Source organism: Acinetobacter sp. S40 (assembly GCF_016624705.1).
Classification (GTDB): domain Bacteria; phylum Pseudomonadota; class Gammaproteobacteria; order Pseudomonadales; family Moraxellaceae; genus Acinetobacter.
In genome coordinates, this window is the sequence record NZ_JACVTU010000010.1 from 86,313 (window position 1) to 102,600 (window position 16,288).

General features: G+C 37.9%; 11 protein-coding genes and 2 pseudogenes. 5 read left to right on the forward strand and 8 right to left on the reverse strand.

Annotated elements, in window-relative coordinates:
• Window positions 1-61: 61 nt before the first annotated feature.
• The gene (gene dxs, locus IAE19_RS12475) at window positions 62-1,975 is read right to left on the reverse strand and encodes a 1-deoxy-D-xylulose-5-phosphate synthase (RefSeq protein ID WP_200461255.1); all 1,914 of its coding nucleotides are present in this window, start codon (window positions 1,973-1,975) and stop codon (window positions 62-64) included.
• Between the two features lie 310 nt (window positions 1,976-2,285).
• Here dxs and ribA point away from each other — a divergent pair, with 310 nt between their 5' ends.
• From ribA to IAE19_RS12490, 3 genes are all read left to right on the forward strand, one after another.
• Window positions 2,286-2,888 carry a GTP cyclohydrolase II gene (ribA, locus tag IAE19_RS12480; protein ID WP_200461242.1) on the forward strand — a complete coding sequence of 201 codons (603 nt, stop codon included), beginning with the start codon at window positions 2,286-2,288 and terminating at the stop codon, window positions 2,886-2,888.
• A 128-nt stretch (window positions 2,889-3,016) separates the two neighbouring features.
• On the forward strand, window positions 3,017-3,955 hold the full coding sequence (hemF, locus tag IAE19_RS12485) for an oxygen-dependent coproporphyrinogen oxidase (RefSeq protein WP_200461256.1): 939 nt from the start codon (window positions 3,017-3,019) through the stop codon (window positions 3,953-3,955).
• Window positions 3,956-4,151: 196 nt separating this feature from the next.
• Window positions 4,152-4,358: a hypothetical protein gene (locus tag IAE19_RS12490; RefSeq protein ID WP_200461243.1), complete on the forward strand. Its 207-nt coding sequence runs from the start codon at window positions 4,152-4,154 to the stop codon at window positions 4,356-4,358.
• A 140-nt stretch (window positions 4,359-4,498) separates the two neighbouring features.
• Here IAE19_RS12490 and IAE19_RS12495 read toward each other — a convergent pair whose 3' ends face one another.
• Complete coding sequence (locus IAE19_RS12495; RefSeq protein ID WP_200461244.1) at window positions 4,499-5,938, reverse strand: OmpA family protein; 1,440 nt, start codon at window positions 5,936-5,938, stop codon at window positions 4,499-4,501.
• A gap of 247 nt (window positions 5,939-6,185) precedes the next feature.
• Here IAE19_RS12495 and aroE point away from each other — a divergent pair, with 247 nt between their 5' ends.
• Entirely contained in the window at window positions 6,186-6,974 is a 789-nt protein-coding gene (aroE, locus tag IAE19_RS12500; RefSeq protein WP_200461245.1) for a shikimate dehydrogenase, read from the forward strand.
• A 49-nt stretch (window positions 6,975-7,023) separates the two neighbouring features.
• Here aroE and IAE19_RS12505 read toward each other — a convergent pair whose 3' ends face one another.
• Entirely contained in the window at window positions 7,024-9,333 is a 2,310-nt protein-coding gene (locus IAE19_RS12505) for a hypothetical protein (RefSeq protein ID WP_200461246.1), read from the reverse strand.
• Between the two features lie 239 nt (window positions 9,334-9,572).
• Between IAE19_RS12505 and IAE19_RS12510 the strand changes: the two genes are divergently transcribed.
• Window positions 9,573-11,396: an acyl-CoA dehydrogenase C-terminal domain-containing protein gene (locus IAE19_RS12510; protein ID WP_200461247.1), complete on the forward strand. Its 1,824-nt coding sequence runs from the start codon at window positions 9,573-9,575 to the stop codon at window positions 11,394-11,396.
• A 468-nt stretch (window positions 11,397-11,864) separates the two neighbouring features.
• Here the strand turns inward: IAE19_RS12510 and IAE19_RS12515 are convergent.
• From IAE19_RS12515 to IAE19_RS12535, 5 genes and pseudogenes are all read right to left on the reverse strand, one after another.
• Window positions 11,865-12,274: pseudogene (locus IAE19_RS12515) on the reverse strand (LysM peptidoglycan-binding domain-containing protein); the annotation flags it as partial.
• Between the two features lie 100 nt (window positions 12,275-12,374).
• The gene (locus IAE19_RS12520; RefSeq protein ID WP_200461248.1) at window positions 12,375-12,866 is read right to left on the reverse strand and encodes a hypothetical protein; all 492 of its coding nucleotides are present in this window, start codon (window positions 12,864-12,866) and stop codon (window positions 12,375-12,377) included.
• Between the two features lie 2 nt (window positions 12,867-12,868).
• Window positions 12,869-15,286 carry a hypothetical protein gene (locus tag IAE19_RS12525; RefSeq protein WP_200461249.1) on the reverse strand — a complete coding sequence of 806 codons (2,418 nt, stop codon included), beginning with the start codon at window positions 15,284-15,286 and terminating at the stop codon, window positions 12,869-12,871.
• Window positions 15,286-15,819, reverse strand: coding sequence for a hypothetical protein (locus IAE19_RS12530; RefSeq protein WP_200461250.1), 534 nt, complete (start codon window positions 15,817-15,819; stop codon window positions 15,286-15,288). The genes IAE19_RS12525 and IAE19_RS12530 overlap by 1 nt, the downstream gene beginning before the upstream one ends.
• Before the next feature lie 7 nt (window positions 15,820-15,826).
• A pseudogene (locus IAE19_RS12535) lies at window positions 15,827-16,288 on the reverse strand (type VI secretion system tip protein VgrG); the annotation flags it as partial.

A 16,288-nucleotide genomic window follows, 5' to 3' on the forward strand; every position in this document is an offset into this window, starting at 1 on the left:
GATTCTATCAAATTAGCGCGCTTTTGGGTAAAAAATGTTAGGATTTTTTTAGCTGATCGCTTTAAGCTGTTTGTATAAGGTTTAACCACACCTTTTCTATTGATTTTTGGATTCCTTCAGCATCTAGCCCACAGCTATGCAACATTTGTGCATGAGTCGCTTGAGCCATGAAACTATCTGGTAAGCCTAAATTAAGAGTTGGTTTAAGAATTTGTGCTTTGGCTAAAAACTCATTTACCGCACTACCCGCACCCGCCATAACAGCATGTTCTTCAACTGTCACGAATAAACTAGTATTCACAGCCAAATCACGAATTACTTGCTCATCGAGAGGTTTTACAAAACGCATATTAACCACACGCACCGCAATATCATGCGTTTTGCTTAGTTGTTCAGCTGCTTCTATGGCTGCAGTTACTCGACTACCGAAAGCCAAAATACTGATTTGTTCTTCATATTCAGCATGATATTCAACCACAATTTCAGCTTTACCTATTTCTAGCGGTGTAAATGTCTGCTGAATTTCGATCCCTACACCATTTCCACGAGGATAACGGACTGCAGCAGGACCTGCATATAAATAAGCGGTATGCAGCATTTGACGGCATTCATTTTCGTCTTTTGGAGCCATGATCACAATATTTGGCACGGTACGCATATAAGCATAATCATAAGCACCTGCATGGGTGGGACCATCTTCACCGACTAAACCTGCACGATCAATTCCAAAAGTCACATCCAAATTTTGTAATGCGACATCATGAATAAACTGATCATAACCACGTTGCAAAAAAGTCGAGTAAATCGCCACGACTGGTTTTAAGCCTTCACACGCCATCCCCGCAGCAAGTGTTACTGCGTGTTGTTCAGCAATAGCAACGTCAAAAAAACGTTCAGGGTATTGTTTTGCAAATTTCACCATGCCTGACCCCTCACACATCGCCGGGGTAATGGCCAATAAGCGAGGATCCTGTGCCGCTTCGTCACATAGCCATTGACCAAATACATCAGAATATTTGGGCGATGTTTTTACCACTGGAGTCGTAGCAACAGGCGAAATTTTAGTAATCGCATGGTAGGTAATCGGATCAGCTTCAGCGGGCTCAAATCCTTTACCTTTTTTTGTATAAACGTGAACCAGACGGGGGCCTTTACGTTTTTTCAGCGCATTAAAAACACTGACAAGTTGCTCAACATCGTGGCCATCAAAAGGACCAAAATAATCAAAACCAATTGCTTTGAATAAATTATCTGCGGCATCAGTAGCAGATTGGTGCAAACGTGAGTTATAAGTCCATTGCGGATGAGGCTGCACATAAGCATCGCCATCATCATTAATATTGACTGAATGACCATGTTCCCAAATAGCTGCTAAATGCTTGGCAAATCCACCCGTACTGCAGGAAATCGACATATCATTATCATTTAACACGACAATCAAATCTGCATCATGCGCCACAGCATCATTCATGGCTTCAAATGCCATGCCTGCAGTCATGGCACCGTCACCTACAATACAGACTACTTCGCATGGATTTTGCTGATAACGTCGCGCAAGCGACATGCCCAGACCTGCCGAAATTGCAGTCGAAGAATGCCCAACACCAAACGTATCAAATACAGATTCTTCACGCGCTGGAAATGCAGCCAAACCATGTTGCGCGCGAATGGTAGTCAATTGCTCACGTCGACCAGTCAATGCTTTGTGTGGATAGGCCTGATGACCAACATCCCAAATTAAACGATCGTGTGGAGTGTTAAAACTATAATGAAGCGCAACAGTAAGCTCAATCACACCTAAATTTGCGCCAAAGTGTCCACCACTTTGTCCTGCTGCATATAAAATAAACTGACGCAACTCATCAGCCACTTGAGACAACTGGCCTTGCTCGAGCTGACGTAATTGCTGTGGATGATCAATCTCATCTAACAATGGCGTAACAGGGCGTTGAGTTGGTATTTCGGTATACAACATATGTGGCAAAGCCTTCTTAAGCCTGGCAAATCCTAAGCTGGGTAAATGGGATTCGATCTGATGAATGACATCATAATCGTATCGAATTAAAGTCACCTTCAATCAGCCACATGTCTAACAAGGTCGCATGGAGGATTTTCCCTGCGGCGTGGTTGGCTAGATTATCCAGAATAATCTTACTGTTTATCAACTATTATCGTGTGCATTATACAAAAAAGAAATTATTATGCATAAATTCAGCAGTTCAATTCTACCAATATATAACCAGTACGCTATACTTTAGCCGTTTTCCTGATGAGATATGTAATTAGTGGCTATCGAATTTGTCGCAACTTCAAAACTCCCGACCAAGTTTGGTGACTTCAATATTTCTGTGTTTCAAGATCCTGAAACGGGTGAAGAACATGTCGCATTATCTAAAGGTTTAGAAACTGCGCCCAACGAACCCGTATTGGTTCGTATTCATTCAGAATGTCTGACAGGTGATGCGTTTGGTTCATTGAAGTGCGATTGCGGCCCGCAGTTGCAGGCCACCCAGCAGTTGATCAATGATACAGGTAAAGGCGTCATTTTATATTTGCGTCAGGAAGGTCGCGGCATTGGGTTGACCAATAAAATTCGTGCCTATGCCTTGCAGGATCAGGGGCACGACACCGTAGATGCAAATCTTTTATTAAATCTTCCAGCTGATGCACGTCATTATGATATGTGCACGATTATGCTGGACCATTTACAAGTCAGAGAAGTTAAACTGGTCACGAATAATCCTCTCAAATTAAAGGCCTTAACTGATTTAGGAATTAATGTGGTTGAGCGCGTTCCACTGACCGTTGGTCGTAACCCGTTTAATGAACATTATTTAAAAACTAAACGTGAACGGATGGATCACCTCTATAAAAAAGATGATTTCTAATCTCACGCCATAATTACATTTGAATCAAAAAGGATTTTATTAAAACGCTTAATAAAATCCTTTTTTACTTATCCTGGTTATTTCTTTATGCTTAATTTAAAGAAAATAAGATTATTTTGAGGCTCATGATGCAGCATCCAACTTCGACTGATATCCAACGAGTACGTGAATTTTTACTCGATCTACAAGTACGCATTTGTGCCGCTTTAGAGCAACAAGAGCACAAAGGCGGTGGTGCTGCACAATTTATGATTGATGACTGGAAACGACCAGAAGGTGGAGGAGGACGTTCTTGTGTTCTGCAAAATGGGGAAATCATTGAGAAAGGTGGAGTCATGTTTTCACACATTGATATCCGCCAACTCCCCGCCTCCGCTACGCAACGGCATCCAAATATTGCGGGAGCGAAAGCGCAGGCATTAGGTGTGTCACTGGTCATCCACCCCAAAAACCCTAATATTCCTACTTCACATGCAAATGTTCGTTTATTTGTCGCAGAACCCGAAGGTCAGGAACCGATCTGGTGGTTTGGAGGTGGTTTTGATTTGACCCCATTTTATCCAGATGACGAAGACATTAAACATTGGCATCAAACAGCTTTTGATTTATGTCAACCTTTTGGGGAACACGTCTATGCAGAACATAAAAAATGGTGTGATGATTATTTTTATTTGAAGCATCGCGATGAACAGCGTGGTGTGGGCGGTTTATTTTTTGATGATCTCAACCAATGGGAGTTTGAAACCTGTTTTGATTATATAAAAGCAGTCGCAAATGGTTATCTCGAAGCCATCATCCCAATTTTTGAAAAACATCGCGAACAGCCTTATACAGAGGCACAACGTGAGTTTCAGTTATATCGACGTGGCCGCTATGTCGAATACAATCTAGTGTATGATCGTGGCACTTTATTTGGCCTACAAACGGGTGGTCGGATTGAATCAATTCTGGTCAGTCTGCCTAATCTTGCGGCGTGGTCTTATCGTCCGGAGTGGGATGAAGACTCGATAGAGAAGCAACTTACTGATTATTATCTAAAACCGCATAATTGGTTAAAAGAACTGTAATATTCACTTGCAAATGAGACTATTTATTATTAAATCGCCTCTTGTATGTTCTGCATTATGCGTTATGCTGCTTCTACATGAAAGCTCATGTCATTACAAAATTGAAAAAAGATACTCACACAGTGAAGCAGCAACTGTTGTCATATTGATTTAATATTGTTTTGATCTAATCTACAAAAGATGTAAAGGTCAGATTATGCTTAATATTATAGAAAACCACCGTATGTTGGTTTTATATAGCTTGATTGCTACACTCGTAGTTTCTTCAGGCATTACTATTGAATATGAGAACATTTATACAGATAGTATCTCTATCTCCGTGACTGTGCTTGCTGCGATTGGTCTATTTTTAGCGGCTGTTATTTTCTTTATTGAAGAAATTGAATCGATTTGTAATCCTTAATTGTATGTAAATGAAATTGTTGCTCCTTAAGTCAGCTCTACCTTTCATTTTTCCAGATATTATTCTTTCTTTATTACAATTCTCTATTAAAAAAGCCGCCTTATTCAGACGACTTTATCAAACTTCAACTACGTTTTAAATTAAGAGCCAGCCAATTTAAACTCAATCCGGCGATTACGAAATTTACCCTGTTCAGTTTCATTATCTGCAACGGGGTTTTCAGAACCATAGCCTACTGCTTTTAAGCTAGAGCCATTTACACCTTTTCCAGTCAAATAATCGACCACAGCTTGTGCTCGTTTTTGTGAAAGTACTTTATTGGCTTCAGCATTGCCAGTTGAGTCAGTGTAACCTTCAACATTTAATGAAAGATTCGGTACTTTTTGTAATAACCCCGCAGCATGATCCAACACCGCTTTATTGGCATCGGGAATAGCAGCAGAACCACTGGCAAAATTTATAATCTGCATATTTAAGGCACGTAAAATTTGTTCAGGGTTTGATGATTCATTCAATCCTGACAAAGCCTGCGTACTCGCATTAATACTATTATTGACAGATTGTTCAACATTTAAAGGTGCTGCAGAAACCACATTTAACTCAGGCGCAGCCGCTTTAATTTTATCAATCAAATCTTTTAAGGCGGTTGCATCGGGTGCATTCACAGTAAGTTGATCACCTACCCACTCAATACTGGCATTTGGCACTCCTTTCACCAGATTTAAAATCGTGTCCAGTTTTTCCTGAGCAGGCAACTGTGTTGCATAAGTAGAATCCGTTGCAATATTACAGTTCGCACTTGCACCAAAGACTTTAGCGATACCAGCCTGTAATAAAGAAGCAAGTCCACTATCTCCAACATTTGACTGACAACCCAACACCTGATTGCCTGTACCAGAGGTAAGGCTTAAAGATGCAGGAGCTGTAGCAGCTGGACTTACAGCTTCCGAAGTCGCTGCAGATTCTGCAACTGTATGGGTCTCAGGCGTCTGTTTCTGACAAGAACGCCAAAAAAACAATAGGAGCAATGCCAAAATAATTAAAGCCAACCAAGGCAAAAACTTTTTAAAACCGCCGCCCGTATCTGCTGGAGTTGTTTTTAATGGCTGAGCTGTAGGCGCCGCCGTATGGAATAAACTACCCAATCCTAAACCCGATAAAATTGGGGCCGCCCAAGCAGGAAGCTGACTCGCAATTTGAGGTAAATAAGAGCCGATATAAGAGACAATATTTCCCTCGCCAACTTCTTCTTTTAATGCTCTAGCACTGAGTGGAATCGCATGATTAAAAAGAGATTCGATCGTCGCAGGCTGTAAACTATGATGTTTTGAAAATGCGTCCAAGATTTCATTCAATACACCTTGATGGTTTCCTAACAATTCCTGCAAGGGCGCCTGACTACCGTGTAATATGCCATTTAATCGATCAGGAAACTTATGAAATAAGGATAAAATAATAGGATAGAACTGTTTGAGTAATGAGGATTTTTTATCTATATCGATCTCGAGTTGGGTCTGATCGACGACAAGTGGTGTCACTCTCTCCGCCAGTAATTCTAGCGGGTTGAAATTTGATGTCATTATTGTTCTCCATTTTTGTTGTGCCACGACTTAAACTTAAATCAGTTATTTATAAGAAGAATTACTAATTTGCGTTTACATTTTGATCATATGATAAAGATTAGGCAATTAGGTGAAACACAAAAACATCATAAAGATACAAACTCATCTAGAAGTCCAATCTCAAAAAAGCCTTGAATACGTGATTTATTTTGCAGCAGTTTTTAGCGTATAGTGATGCCATTTTTGATAGTAATGGATCTTCGCAATGACAGGTAAATTTGCGGTAATTGGCAATCCAATTGAGCAATCCCGTTCTCCAGAATTACATTATGCTTTTGCTGAAAAATTAGGAATTACCCTGAATTATCAAAAACGTCTTGCGCCACTGGATGGCTTTGAAGGAAGTGTGACAGAGTTTTTTGCACAAGGTGGCTCAGGTATGAATGTCACCGTCCCCTTCAAAGAACAAGCGTATGCGATGTGTGACGTTCTAACAGAACGGGCAAAAATTGCTAAAGCAGTCAACACATTATGGCAAAAAAATGGTCAGCTATATGGCGACAATACAGATGGGCAAGGTCTAGTCGATGCTATTCTTGCACTCAATTGGTCACTAAAAGACACCCGTATTTTGATACTTGGCGCTGGGGGTGCAACACGAGGTGTGATTTATCCACTGGTCAAAGCGGGTGCCAGACAGATCACTATTGCAAACCGTACCTTAGCACGTGCAGAACAACTGATCGATGATTTAAAAGACGCTGTACCAGAAGCTGAACTCAGTATGATGGAGTTAGCAACGTTGTCAGGTGAGTTTGATTTGGTGATTAATGCAACGTCTGCCAGCTTAAGTGGTGAGGCTCTAATTTTACCACCAGAATTAAAATTTCATCATGCTTATGAAATGGCGTATGGCAAACCATCTACATTTATTAAGCAAGCTCAAGCACGTGGTGTACCGACCACTGAGGGTTTTGGTATGTTGGTCGGGCAGGCTGTAGAATCTTTTGCCATCTGGCATGGCGTTAAACCCGAACTCAAAGAGTTTCTATAAATAAAAAAGAAGCTACCGTCTGTTTTGACTGTAGCTTCTTAATTGAAAATTACTGCCCTAATTCAGACAACATTTGACGATAGACTTGCTCGAACAACTTGTAATCGATAAATTCCAAATGGTTTTTTGCCAATCCCTGTAAAGATTTTTCGGTCAATTTTTGCTGATGCGCATCTACAAAAAATTGTCCTAAAATTTTAGAGGTCTGAGCAAGCAGCGGGCGACGTGATGAATCCACATCTTCCTGTTTTTCAAAAAGAGACTGGTATTGCACTGCAAACAACTGTTGGGGCTGTTTATATCTTTTCTTGAGTTGCTGCCAATTCTGGCGTTCCCCAGACTTTTTCATTGACTGAATCACGATTTCATCTACAGCAGAGCCTAACTCATTATCAAATTGCTCATCTAACTCTAAATGATGTTTTTTCTGTAACGCCTGAATTTCGCGCAGGACTTGACCTTGTGGATCATAAACATCTTCATCGGAATACCAATAAGCATAAACATTCGCAATTTCTTTTAGATCCTGAGCTGAATAATGTCTGACATATTCCGGATAATCGGCACTAAATCGAGTCGTGAATACTGCACTAAATGTTTTCTCATAAGAATGAGTCTGGTCATAAACCTGTGCTGCCAATTGTTCAAGTTGCTGGTTAAATGAGAGTGAGGAAGGCGCATTAAGTGCAGAGGATGGGTCATTACCTAATGACTGAGTGAGACCTCCAACCACTTTTTCCAGAAAAGATCCTTTACTTACCTCACTCAACGGTTTTGCCTGTTTTAACTGCTGGCGACTAATGGGCGTGCCTTTGCCATAATTCGTGATCTGCATATCCATATTAAAATGAACACGACGATTAGTTTGCGGCAGTAAAAGATTCAGATCGTAATCCGCGCTAACCAGACGACCTTGTGCATCCAGCCCCATATCCATAATAAAAGGTGTCCGCGCTGTGAGTGGCGGCAATGTTTGATCAATTTCGGACTGATATTTAAGCCAAAGGGTTTTAAATGCATACTCATCAATCCATTTATTTTGATCGTAAGTAGCGAATATCGTTTCTAATTTTTTCTGTCGAGCCTGCTGATTCTTTTCACTTGCTTTGGGTTCAGAGAAAACATCAATACCATAATAGTCCTGACAATAGTTGATATCTCCATATACCACAGATTGATGTGAGCTTTGCAAGTCGCTACATTGCTGTTCAGTTAATAATGCGGATTCCTCATTCTGTACTATCTTCTGGTCTTCATGTACTGATGTTATTTCGTCATTATTCTGATCAATTCCTTCATCAGACTGATCTTCTTCAACAGTGGATACGGACTCAGTAACACCCCATTTTTCGGTAACTGATGCATATAATTTCTGACTAGCATCATAAGCTTCTAGCTCAGGCGATAACTTAGCTGTTGTTACTGGAGTTTTTTGTGCCAGTTGCTCTCCTTTTTTCTCTGCCCATTGTTCTAAAGAGTCTTCGTTAAGCCCTAACACCGATCGCGTTAGATATTGTGCATTGACCTTATTATAAAGATCAGCTTGTAACATAAATTCTTCTAGAGTGCTATTTACGCGTATTTTCTCGACAACACCAGCAGCTTGATCTTTCGAATTTAACGGCAATTTCTGGAATTGTTCAGGTCGAGCCAACATATAAGGCACCGCACCCGAGGCTTTGAAATATTCCACGAACTTTTTCATATCAACCTGTTTAAAAAAGTTCTGATACTTGGAAAAGTCAATGTAGGCAAGATTATTCTGATTCTCTCGATTGACCAGATACGGCATAAATGCAAAATAATTGGTATAAAATTTATAGTCTTTAAAATCCACAATCATCGGCAATTTGGCCTGAACCAGCAGCGTAGGTTTTTCATAACGCGCTGTTAAATTCAAAGAGCCCATTCGCTCACGATAATGTACCGATCCATCATAACTAAACTGAACATCATTCAGGATATTAATACCCATATCCATCATTTTTTCGACTCTTCCCAAACGTTCATCATCATTTACATGATCGGTCTGCTGGGCAATCGCACGATACAATTGTTGTTTTTCTTTTTGAGAAAGACGAATTCCTTGTTCACTCAAAGAACGTTCAACTTTTTGTTGCACTTGTGCATCTAGTTTTTGATCAAGTGACTTGTCCTTTGTTGACTCATCAGGCTGAATCGCCACTTTGAATTGGCCATGATAATCATAGCTGGGAGTTTCATAAAGCGCATTTAGACCAGAAATGACACGATTACTACTGTCCTGAGTCGCCGAATTGGTTTTAATGACATGCTGTGTACACCCTGAAACACTTAAACCAAGTAAACAATAAGTTAAATATTTTAAACGTACCTTCACGCTTTACACCTTTAATATAGTTATAGTTGAGAGTTTAATATGATTGTTTTCAGTTCAAAACAATGTGCCTGAACTGTAGCAGAAAATGATTACTTTGCTCTAGGCTAAATCTACAAAATTCGCTTTTCTGACATTTTTTTCATAACCGAGTATCAATGTATTTTTAAAGATGAGTAGGAATAATCCCTATCATCGATACAGATAATCCAGAACTATTTTTAAATTTAGGATTAAAAACTATGCCAGCGTATAAAGCCCCGCTCCGTGACATTCGGTTCTTAATGAATGAAGTATTTGATTATGCTTCACACTATAAAACTTTATCGAACGGTGAAAATGCCGATGCAGATACAGTAGATATGATTTTAGAAGGTGCAGCCGATTATTGTGAAAACGTACTTTCTCCATTAAACCAGTCTGGCGATGAAGAAGGTTGCCATTTTGACAATGGTGAAGTTAAAACACCAAAAGGTTTTAAAGAAGCCTACGATCAGTTTGTACAAGGCGGTTGGCAAGGTTTGTCTTATCCAGAGGAATTTGGTGGTCAAGGCTTGCCAATGTCACTGAACCTGATTAAATCTGAAATGATGGGAACTGCGAACTGGTCGTTCACCATGTATCCAGGTCTAAGTATGGGTTGTATGAATACCATCATGCAGTTTGGTACAGATGAGCAAAAAGCCACCTATATGCCTAAACTGGTTGAAGGAACGTGGTCTGGTACCATGTGCTTGACTGAACCACAGTGTGGTACAGATTTAGGCCAAGTTAAAACCAAGGCAGAACCACAAGCCGATGGTACTTATAAAATTTCAGGCACCAAAATCTTTATCTCTGCGGGTGAACACGACTTAACTGACAATATCATCCATATTGTGTTGGCTCGTCTTCCTGATGCTCCTGCAGGTACTCGTGGTATTTCATTGTTTATTGTGCCTAAGTTCATTCCAACTGAAAATGGTGGAGTTGGAGAACGTAATGTTGTGGTCTGTGGTTCAATCGAACACAAAATGGGAATTAAAGCTTCTGCCACAGCAGTTCTTAATTTTGATGGCGCAACAGGTTATCTCATTGGAGAGATTAATAAAGGTTTACATGCCATGTTTACCTTTATGAATACAGCACGTATTGGCACAGCGGTTCAGGGTATTGCTCATGCTGAATTGTCATTTCAAGGTGCTTTACCTTATGCCAAAGATCGCATGTCTATGCGCGCCCTTTCTGGTAAAAAAGATCCAGATAAAGTTGCTGATGCGATTATTCATCATGCAGATGTGCGTCGTATGTTGCTTACCCAAAAAGCGATTGCAGAAGGTGGCCGCTCGATGATTTATCATGCTGCACAGCTTGCAGATAAAATGACGGATGCCTTAATCACTGGGGATCAGGCTAAATTTGAAGATTATGATGATAAACTTGGTTTCTTTACCCCAATTTTAAAAGGTTTCCTGACCGAACTAGGTCTAGAAGCAGCCAATCACGGTATGCAAGTGTACGGTGGTCATGGTTATATTCGCGAATGGGGCATGGAACAAATCGCACGTGATGCACGTATTTCTACCCTTTATGAAGGGACCACGGGTGTACAGGCATTGGATCTGATTGGTCGTAAAGTATTGTTATCATCTAAAGGCAAAGTGGTTCGTGATTATACGGCTGAAATTCTTAAGTTCTGTGGCCGTCATGCCCGTAACAAATACTTGCGCCGTTTTGCATGGGATTTAACTAAGCTTTGCGCTCAATGGAATACATTGACTGTGCGTATTATGCTTGCTGCACGTAAAGACCGTGATATTGTTTCTTCTGCATCGGTTGATTACTTGATGTTCTCAGGTTACGTAATGATGGCGTATTTCTGGGCACAACAAGCGGTAATTGCATCTGAGAGATTAGAAGCAGGTGACGGCAAAGAAACACCAGAGTTCTACAAAGCTAAAATCAAAGTTGCTGATTTCTACTTCGATCGTTTATTACCACGCACGCAAGGCCATGCTGAGTCAATGGTGACGCCATCTCGTACTTTAACTTCGCTTGATTCTGAATATTTTAGTTTTGATTATTAATTAATCTTTTGAAATTCGAGATTAAAAAAACGCAGTTTAGACTGCGTTTTTTATTGAAATTGCGGTTTAATAGGTCCTAGACAATGGCGGGTGTGAGGCGGAGTTTGAATTAGGAACATAAGAAAAATAGTTAATCAAACAATAGACTTTTTGCAAAAATCAAAATTTGTACAGTTATGCATATGAAAAAATTTTAAATTTTTTGTTAGACGAAATTACTGACGCTGTGAGTTTTGTGTAGTAACTCAACTGACGGCTCTAATCCTCTTTTTTCAAGTCAATTTCTTATCCGCGATTCAGGTTATTTAAAACTCTTTGAGGCATTTTTTATACTTATTGAATTTTTCCACAATATTTTTACTCTAAGAACCAATAAATAATTTATTAACAATTAGTTAGAGTTTTTTTGCTCATTTCTTTTAGATATATTTTTAAATCCTTCTGTAATATATCCTTTGCTTCTTCATTACTTATTAACTTAATAACATATGGTTGATACACAGCATGTAATTCAGTTATCCGAGCTAAAGTCCTTTTATAATGTTTTCTCCACCAGACGCTTGTGGGAATAGACTATTTGCACTGACAGGTGTAGGAGATTCCACCTTAGCTACAGGTGTTTTTTCTTTGTTTTTAGAAGCATCTGGTGTGACTTTCAATGGTGTTGCAGGCTTTTTCTCTTCTTTTTTCTTTGCTGCTGTTGGTGCGACTTGACGATCATAAACTCTAAACTTTTGATTATGGCTCAATCTATCACTAGTAATACTGTTTAACTTTTTAATTTCATCAACTTTATTCCCTGTAAATTTTGAAATTAATGGCAAAGTATCGGTTTGCTGAACAACAATAATTTTGGTTTTCTCCTGCTGATTTGGTTTTGGAAAGGGACTACATACCAGCAATATCAAGCATAATGATAATAAAAAAGTTTTATTAATAATGCTCATTTAAAAAAATAATATTGAAGAAAAGGTTTCTTCATGAACATCCCTCTTGATATTTCAATTTATCAAGTGTCCCATATGTAACCTCGGCAACCTTATTCTCAACAATATAAAATTTAACACCATTATTATTATCAAATTGGTGTTGCAAGTAGTATGTATTGTCATCATATGCACTTTTTACTAAACTTAAGTCTTTAACCTTAGATTTTAAATCTGCAGCAGTAATTCCCATAAATTCAGATTTTTGATATGAGGCAGTTGAAATCTTATTATCAAAGACTAAATAATCAATATTTTCATCTTTAGTTTCTGCATATAAACAATTATCAATAATTTCTGTATCATCTACTTGCTTTACAAGACCTTCTTTTTCCAACTTAGTGTAATCTCGGCCTATATTCATATTTTTAAATTCAGATAATAAATTATTTAATGAATAATTATTATCTACAGTCTTAGTTTCTTGTTTAGCATTACACGCTATCATGATGAAACACAAAGGAAAAATATATAACTTATACATTGTTAAATATCCTCAATTTTAGGCAAACATGCGCCAATATGTAAATGGTGATAATGGTTTTTTGCATAGCTTGTGCCTGATATTTTAGGTTTCTTATTATAACCATCCTGAGTATAAAATACTGTAAAGCCAAACTTTCTTAACTCACGAACTAAAGTAATATTCCTTTGTTCATCATAATCATTATTTTGTGTCCAAATTGCGTTCGTTCTATGTGCATTGTTTTTTCCTATGTATCTGAAATCACATGCTTCACCATTACGATGTGTAACACTTGGTGCCTGTGAACTACCATCAATAAGACTCCCTCCTGAACTTGGGTATTCCTCATAACCGAGACTCATGAATGTACCAAGGACTCCTGACATGGTAATACCATTTAAATAAAATCTTATATTCCCTCCTGTCATAAACCATTTATATCCAATATTCTCACTCCTATAAGAGCCATGTTTCGTAAAATCAATAAGATAACAGCTTCCAGAAATAACCTCATTTCCTGCTTTACGCATAGGCGCCTTAACAAATTTAGATTTCCCTAAATTATGAGTCTTACCATTCTGGTCATAATAAATGAACTCAGCAAAACCAGTTGCAGCTTTATTCTCTCGTTTGATTTTTCCATCATAATAAATATGATATCGAGTCGTATCACTTGTTGGCGGTGATTGATTACTTACCGTTGTTAATGGCTTTCCTCCACTTTCTGTATACGTATTATTTTGCTTCGTTTGATTCTTCTTATCTGCCTCAGTTTTTGCTTTCTCTGCTTCTTCTTTTGCTTTCTTTTCCTGAACATCTTTCTGCTGCTGTTGTCTTTTTAGATCTTCAGCCTGTTTACGTTTTGCATCTGCAACTTCATATAATTTCGATGCCTGAACAGCACTACCATTTACGATAAAGGGTTTAGTTGGGCTCGATCTTTCAACACGACTTAAAACTAAACTTTTTCCTCTTATACCGAAACCAAAAACAAAACCCGTTAACATTCGTACATTCATTACACCGCAATTATTTGTTCTTTTCGGTATTTCTCGACCTCGGTAAAAGAGACTAAACAATGTGTTTGGAACAGGTTTGCCGTTTTGAGTTACTGAAATATTAAAAGGATGTACAGGAAGCTTCACTTTGACTGTTGCATTTTTTAGTGCCTTAGTAACTTGAAAATGATGAATTACCTGTTTCTGCCCATCACCTTCTACTGAAACCTCAACATCTTGTCCTTCCTCCGCAATAATGCCTTGCTTAACCCCATAACTATCAGCTGTATGTTTTTTAATATTACCTTTGTAGGTAAGAAAAAAATTCATATTAGAGATTGCCTTACCAGAATCCCCTTCGACTATTTCAATATTAAAGTTTACATCTTTAAATGCAGGAGTTGCCTCTGCCTCTTGAGAGGTCGAAGATTGTCCCTGTTCATTTCTTACTTCTTGAGGTGTTTTATTAACCTGAGGTCTCGGTTGAGGTACGCTATCTGTCGCTAAAGTTGCAGAATGGCTTGTAACTTTAAAATCACTTAAAGTTGCTTTTTGTTTTTCATTTGCTTTTTGAATAATACTATTCGACTCTTTTCCATCAGCAACTATTTTTATTTCTGTGTTTGGGTTTCTAACAATAACAGGAAGGTTACCATTCTCATCACTCTTAACCTTAACTCTTGTTTCTCCTGAAATATATTTACCATTATTTTTAGAAACAATTGTTACTTCTTTATTTTTTAATTCTACGCCTGTACTCTCTTTTAGAGTAATATAAATTTTTCTTTTGCAACAGCTTTCTAAATCAAAACCACCGAACATTGATAAGTATGAAGAAATATGTGTTCCATTACCATCAGATACAGCTGATTTTTTCTTAAATACAGGTGAGCCAAGAAAAGTTGCTAGTCCTCCTTCACCCATTAAATGAGCACTAGCTATTGCTCCGGATTCAGTTACCTCGACCCCGTTAATAATTTTCCCATAATATTGATTGAAGTTTAATATCTGCATACGTTTACATAAATAATTTATCCAATCACTAACTGCCATTAATTGTAATTCAGGCTTTGTAAGAAAATCATTGAAAGAATGAATTCCATTTTTACCTGACCACTCCCCTTTCCAGTCATTTTTATCAAAAGTTGCTCTAATCGTATCTATTCTTGGTTTCTCTTTCTCTGGGTTTAGCTTTCTAAAATCTACACCTAAATCTCCTAAATAGTATCCAGTTTCAAATAAGGCAGACTCTCCCATTTGGAAAAAACCACGATATCCTCCTGAGCTTTTTTTGGCTGCTGCTATTATATTAGATTTGTGGCTTAAGCTTAGCTTCAAATCAGCACTTGATTCTTTATAACTAACAGCTTGTATAAATCCATTTCTATTTAATTCAAAATTTTGTAATGACCCATCTTGAAACTGTATAGTTTTTTTCATTATTTAAACCTGTCATTAATCTTATACTTAGAAATATTACTAATAGATGTTTCTTTAAATAAATATCCATTTAAAACGGATACAATATTTGCATCATCTCCAACTTTACTACAAGATAAATTCACATCTACGAAATCTTCTTTTCCAAACCCATTTTTAATTTTTTTTTGATCTATTTCCCTTGAATATGCGAATGAATTAATATCATTATAAATCATGATAATATCAGTTTTATTATGTTTCATTTCTGCCCCATAAATATAATAATTTTTATTTTTATACTGAACATGATTACATGTTCCTGTAGATGTCCAATTTTTATCTTTTAAATCAAAGCCAATGTTTTTTGCTATTTTTTTGTTTTCTTTACTAAAGTTATCTTCCCATATATCAGGACACTGAACATCTTCTAATACAATCACTTGTACTGCTGGCTCGCTCCAATATTTCATACAATTTTTAGCACTTCCTGCATGTAAATTTATACTATTTAGCAAAATACATGCACCAATCATTATCTTTACAGTATTCATTATTGAATTAATCCTTAAGTCCAAAACTTTCAAAATCTGCTTGTAAATCTGTATCTTCAATATGTTCATCACTATCGTGGTCATGGTTATGATCATCATCGCCACCACAACAAACCTCATCTGAACCATGACCTTATTCTTCCGCGATCACTTCTTCAACCAGTTGTAACTTATCTGAACTCTCATCATTCTTACCAAGTAAAAGAATTTCGACGCTATCTGGGTTATCACTAAAAATCCGCTCCGTCCTTGCGAACTGATCAAGAAAACCGATGTATTCTGTTTTCTTAGCGTGATTAATCACTTTATATTTAAATCCGTCTTTCAATAAATCCGCATTAACCAACCCACTAAAATCAAATCGACGACTAAAGCTTCCACTTTCAGGCATTTTAGGGAGTTCAGCATTTACGATTTTCCCACTCTCAAACACATTCTGCCCACTCTTTACCTTGAAGTAGCCACCTGT

What these genes read in the sequence shown, in the direction of transcription:
- dxs (WP_200461255.1), bottom strand. Translation starts at nt 1,975, where the DNA reads ATGTTGTATACCGAAATACCAACTCAACGCCCTGTTACGCCATTGTTA.
- hemF (WP_200461256.1), top strand. Translation starts at nt 3,017, where the DNA reads ATGCAGCATCCAACTTCGACTGATATCCAACGAGTACGTGAATTTTTA.
- IAE19_RS12490 (WP_200461243.1), top strand. Translation starts at nt 4,152, where the DNA reads ATGCTTAATATTATAGAAAACCACCGTATGTTGGTTTTATATAGCTTG.
- IAE19_RS12495 (WP_200461244.1), bottom strand. Translation starts at nt 5,938, where the DNA reads ATGACATCAAATTTCAACCCGCTAGAATTACTGGCGGAGAGAGTGACA.
- aroE (WP_200461245.1), top strand. Translation starts at nt 6,186, where the DNA reads ATGACAGGTAAATTTGCGGTAATTGGCAATCCAATTGAGCAATCCCGT.
- IAE19_RS12510 (WP_200461247.1), top strand. Translation starts at nt 9,573, where the DNA reads ATGCCAGCGTATAAAGCCCCGCTCCGTGACATTCGGTTCTTAATGAAT.
- IAE19_RS12520 (WP_200461248.1), bottom strand. Translation starts at nt 12,866, where the DNA reads ATGTATAAGTTATATATTTTTCCTTTGTGTTTCATCATGATAGCGTGT.
- IAE19_RS12525 (WP_200461249.1), bottom strand. Translation starts at nt 15,286, where the DNA reads ATGAAAAAAACTATACAGTTTCAAGATGGGTCATTACAAAATTTTGAA.
- IAE19_RS12530 (WP_200461250.1), bottom strand. Translation starts at nt 15,819, where the DNA reads ATGAATACTGTAAAGATAATGATTGGTGCATGTATTTTGCTAAATAGT.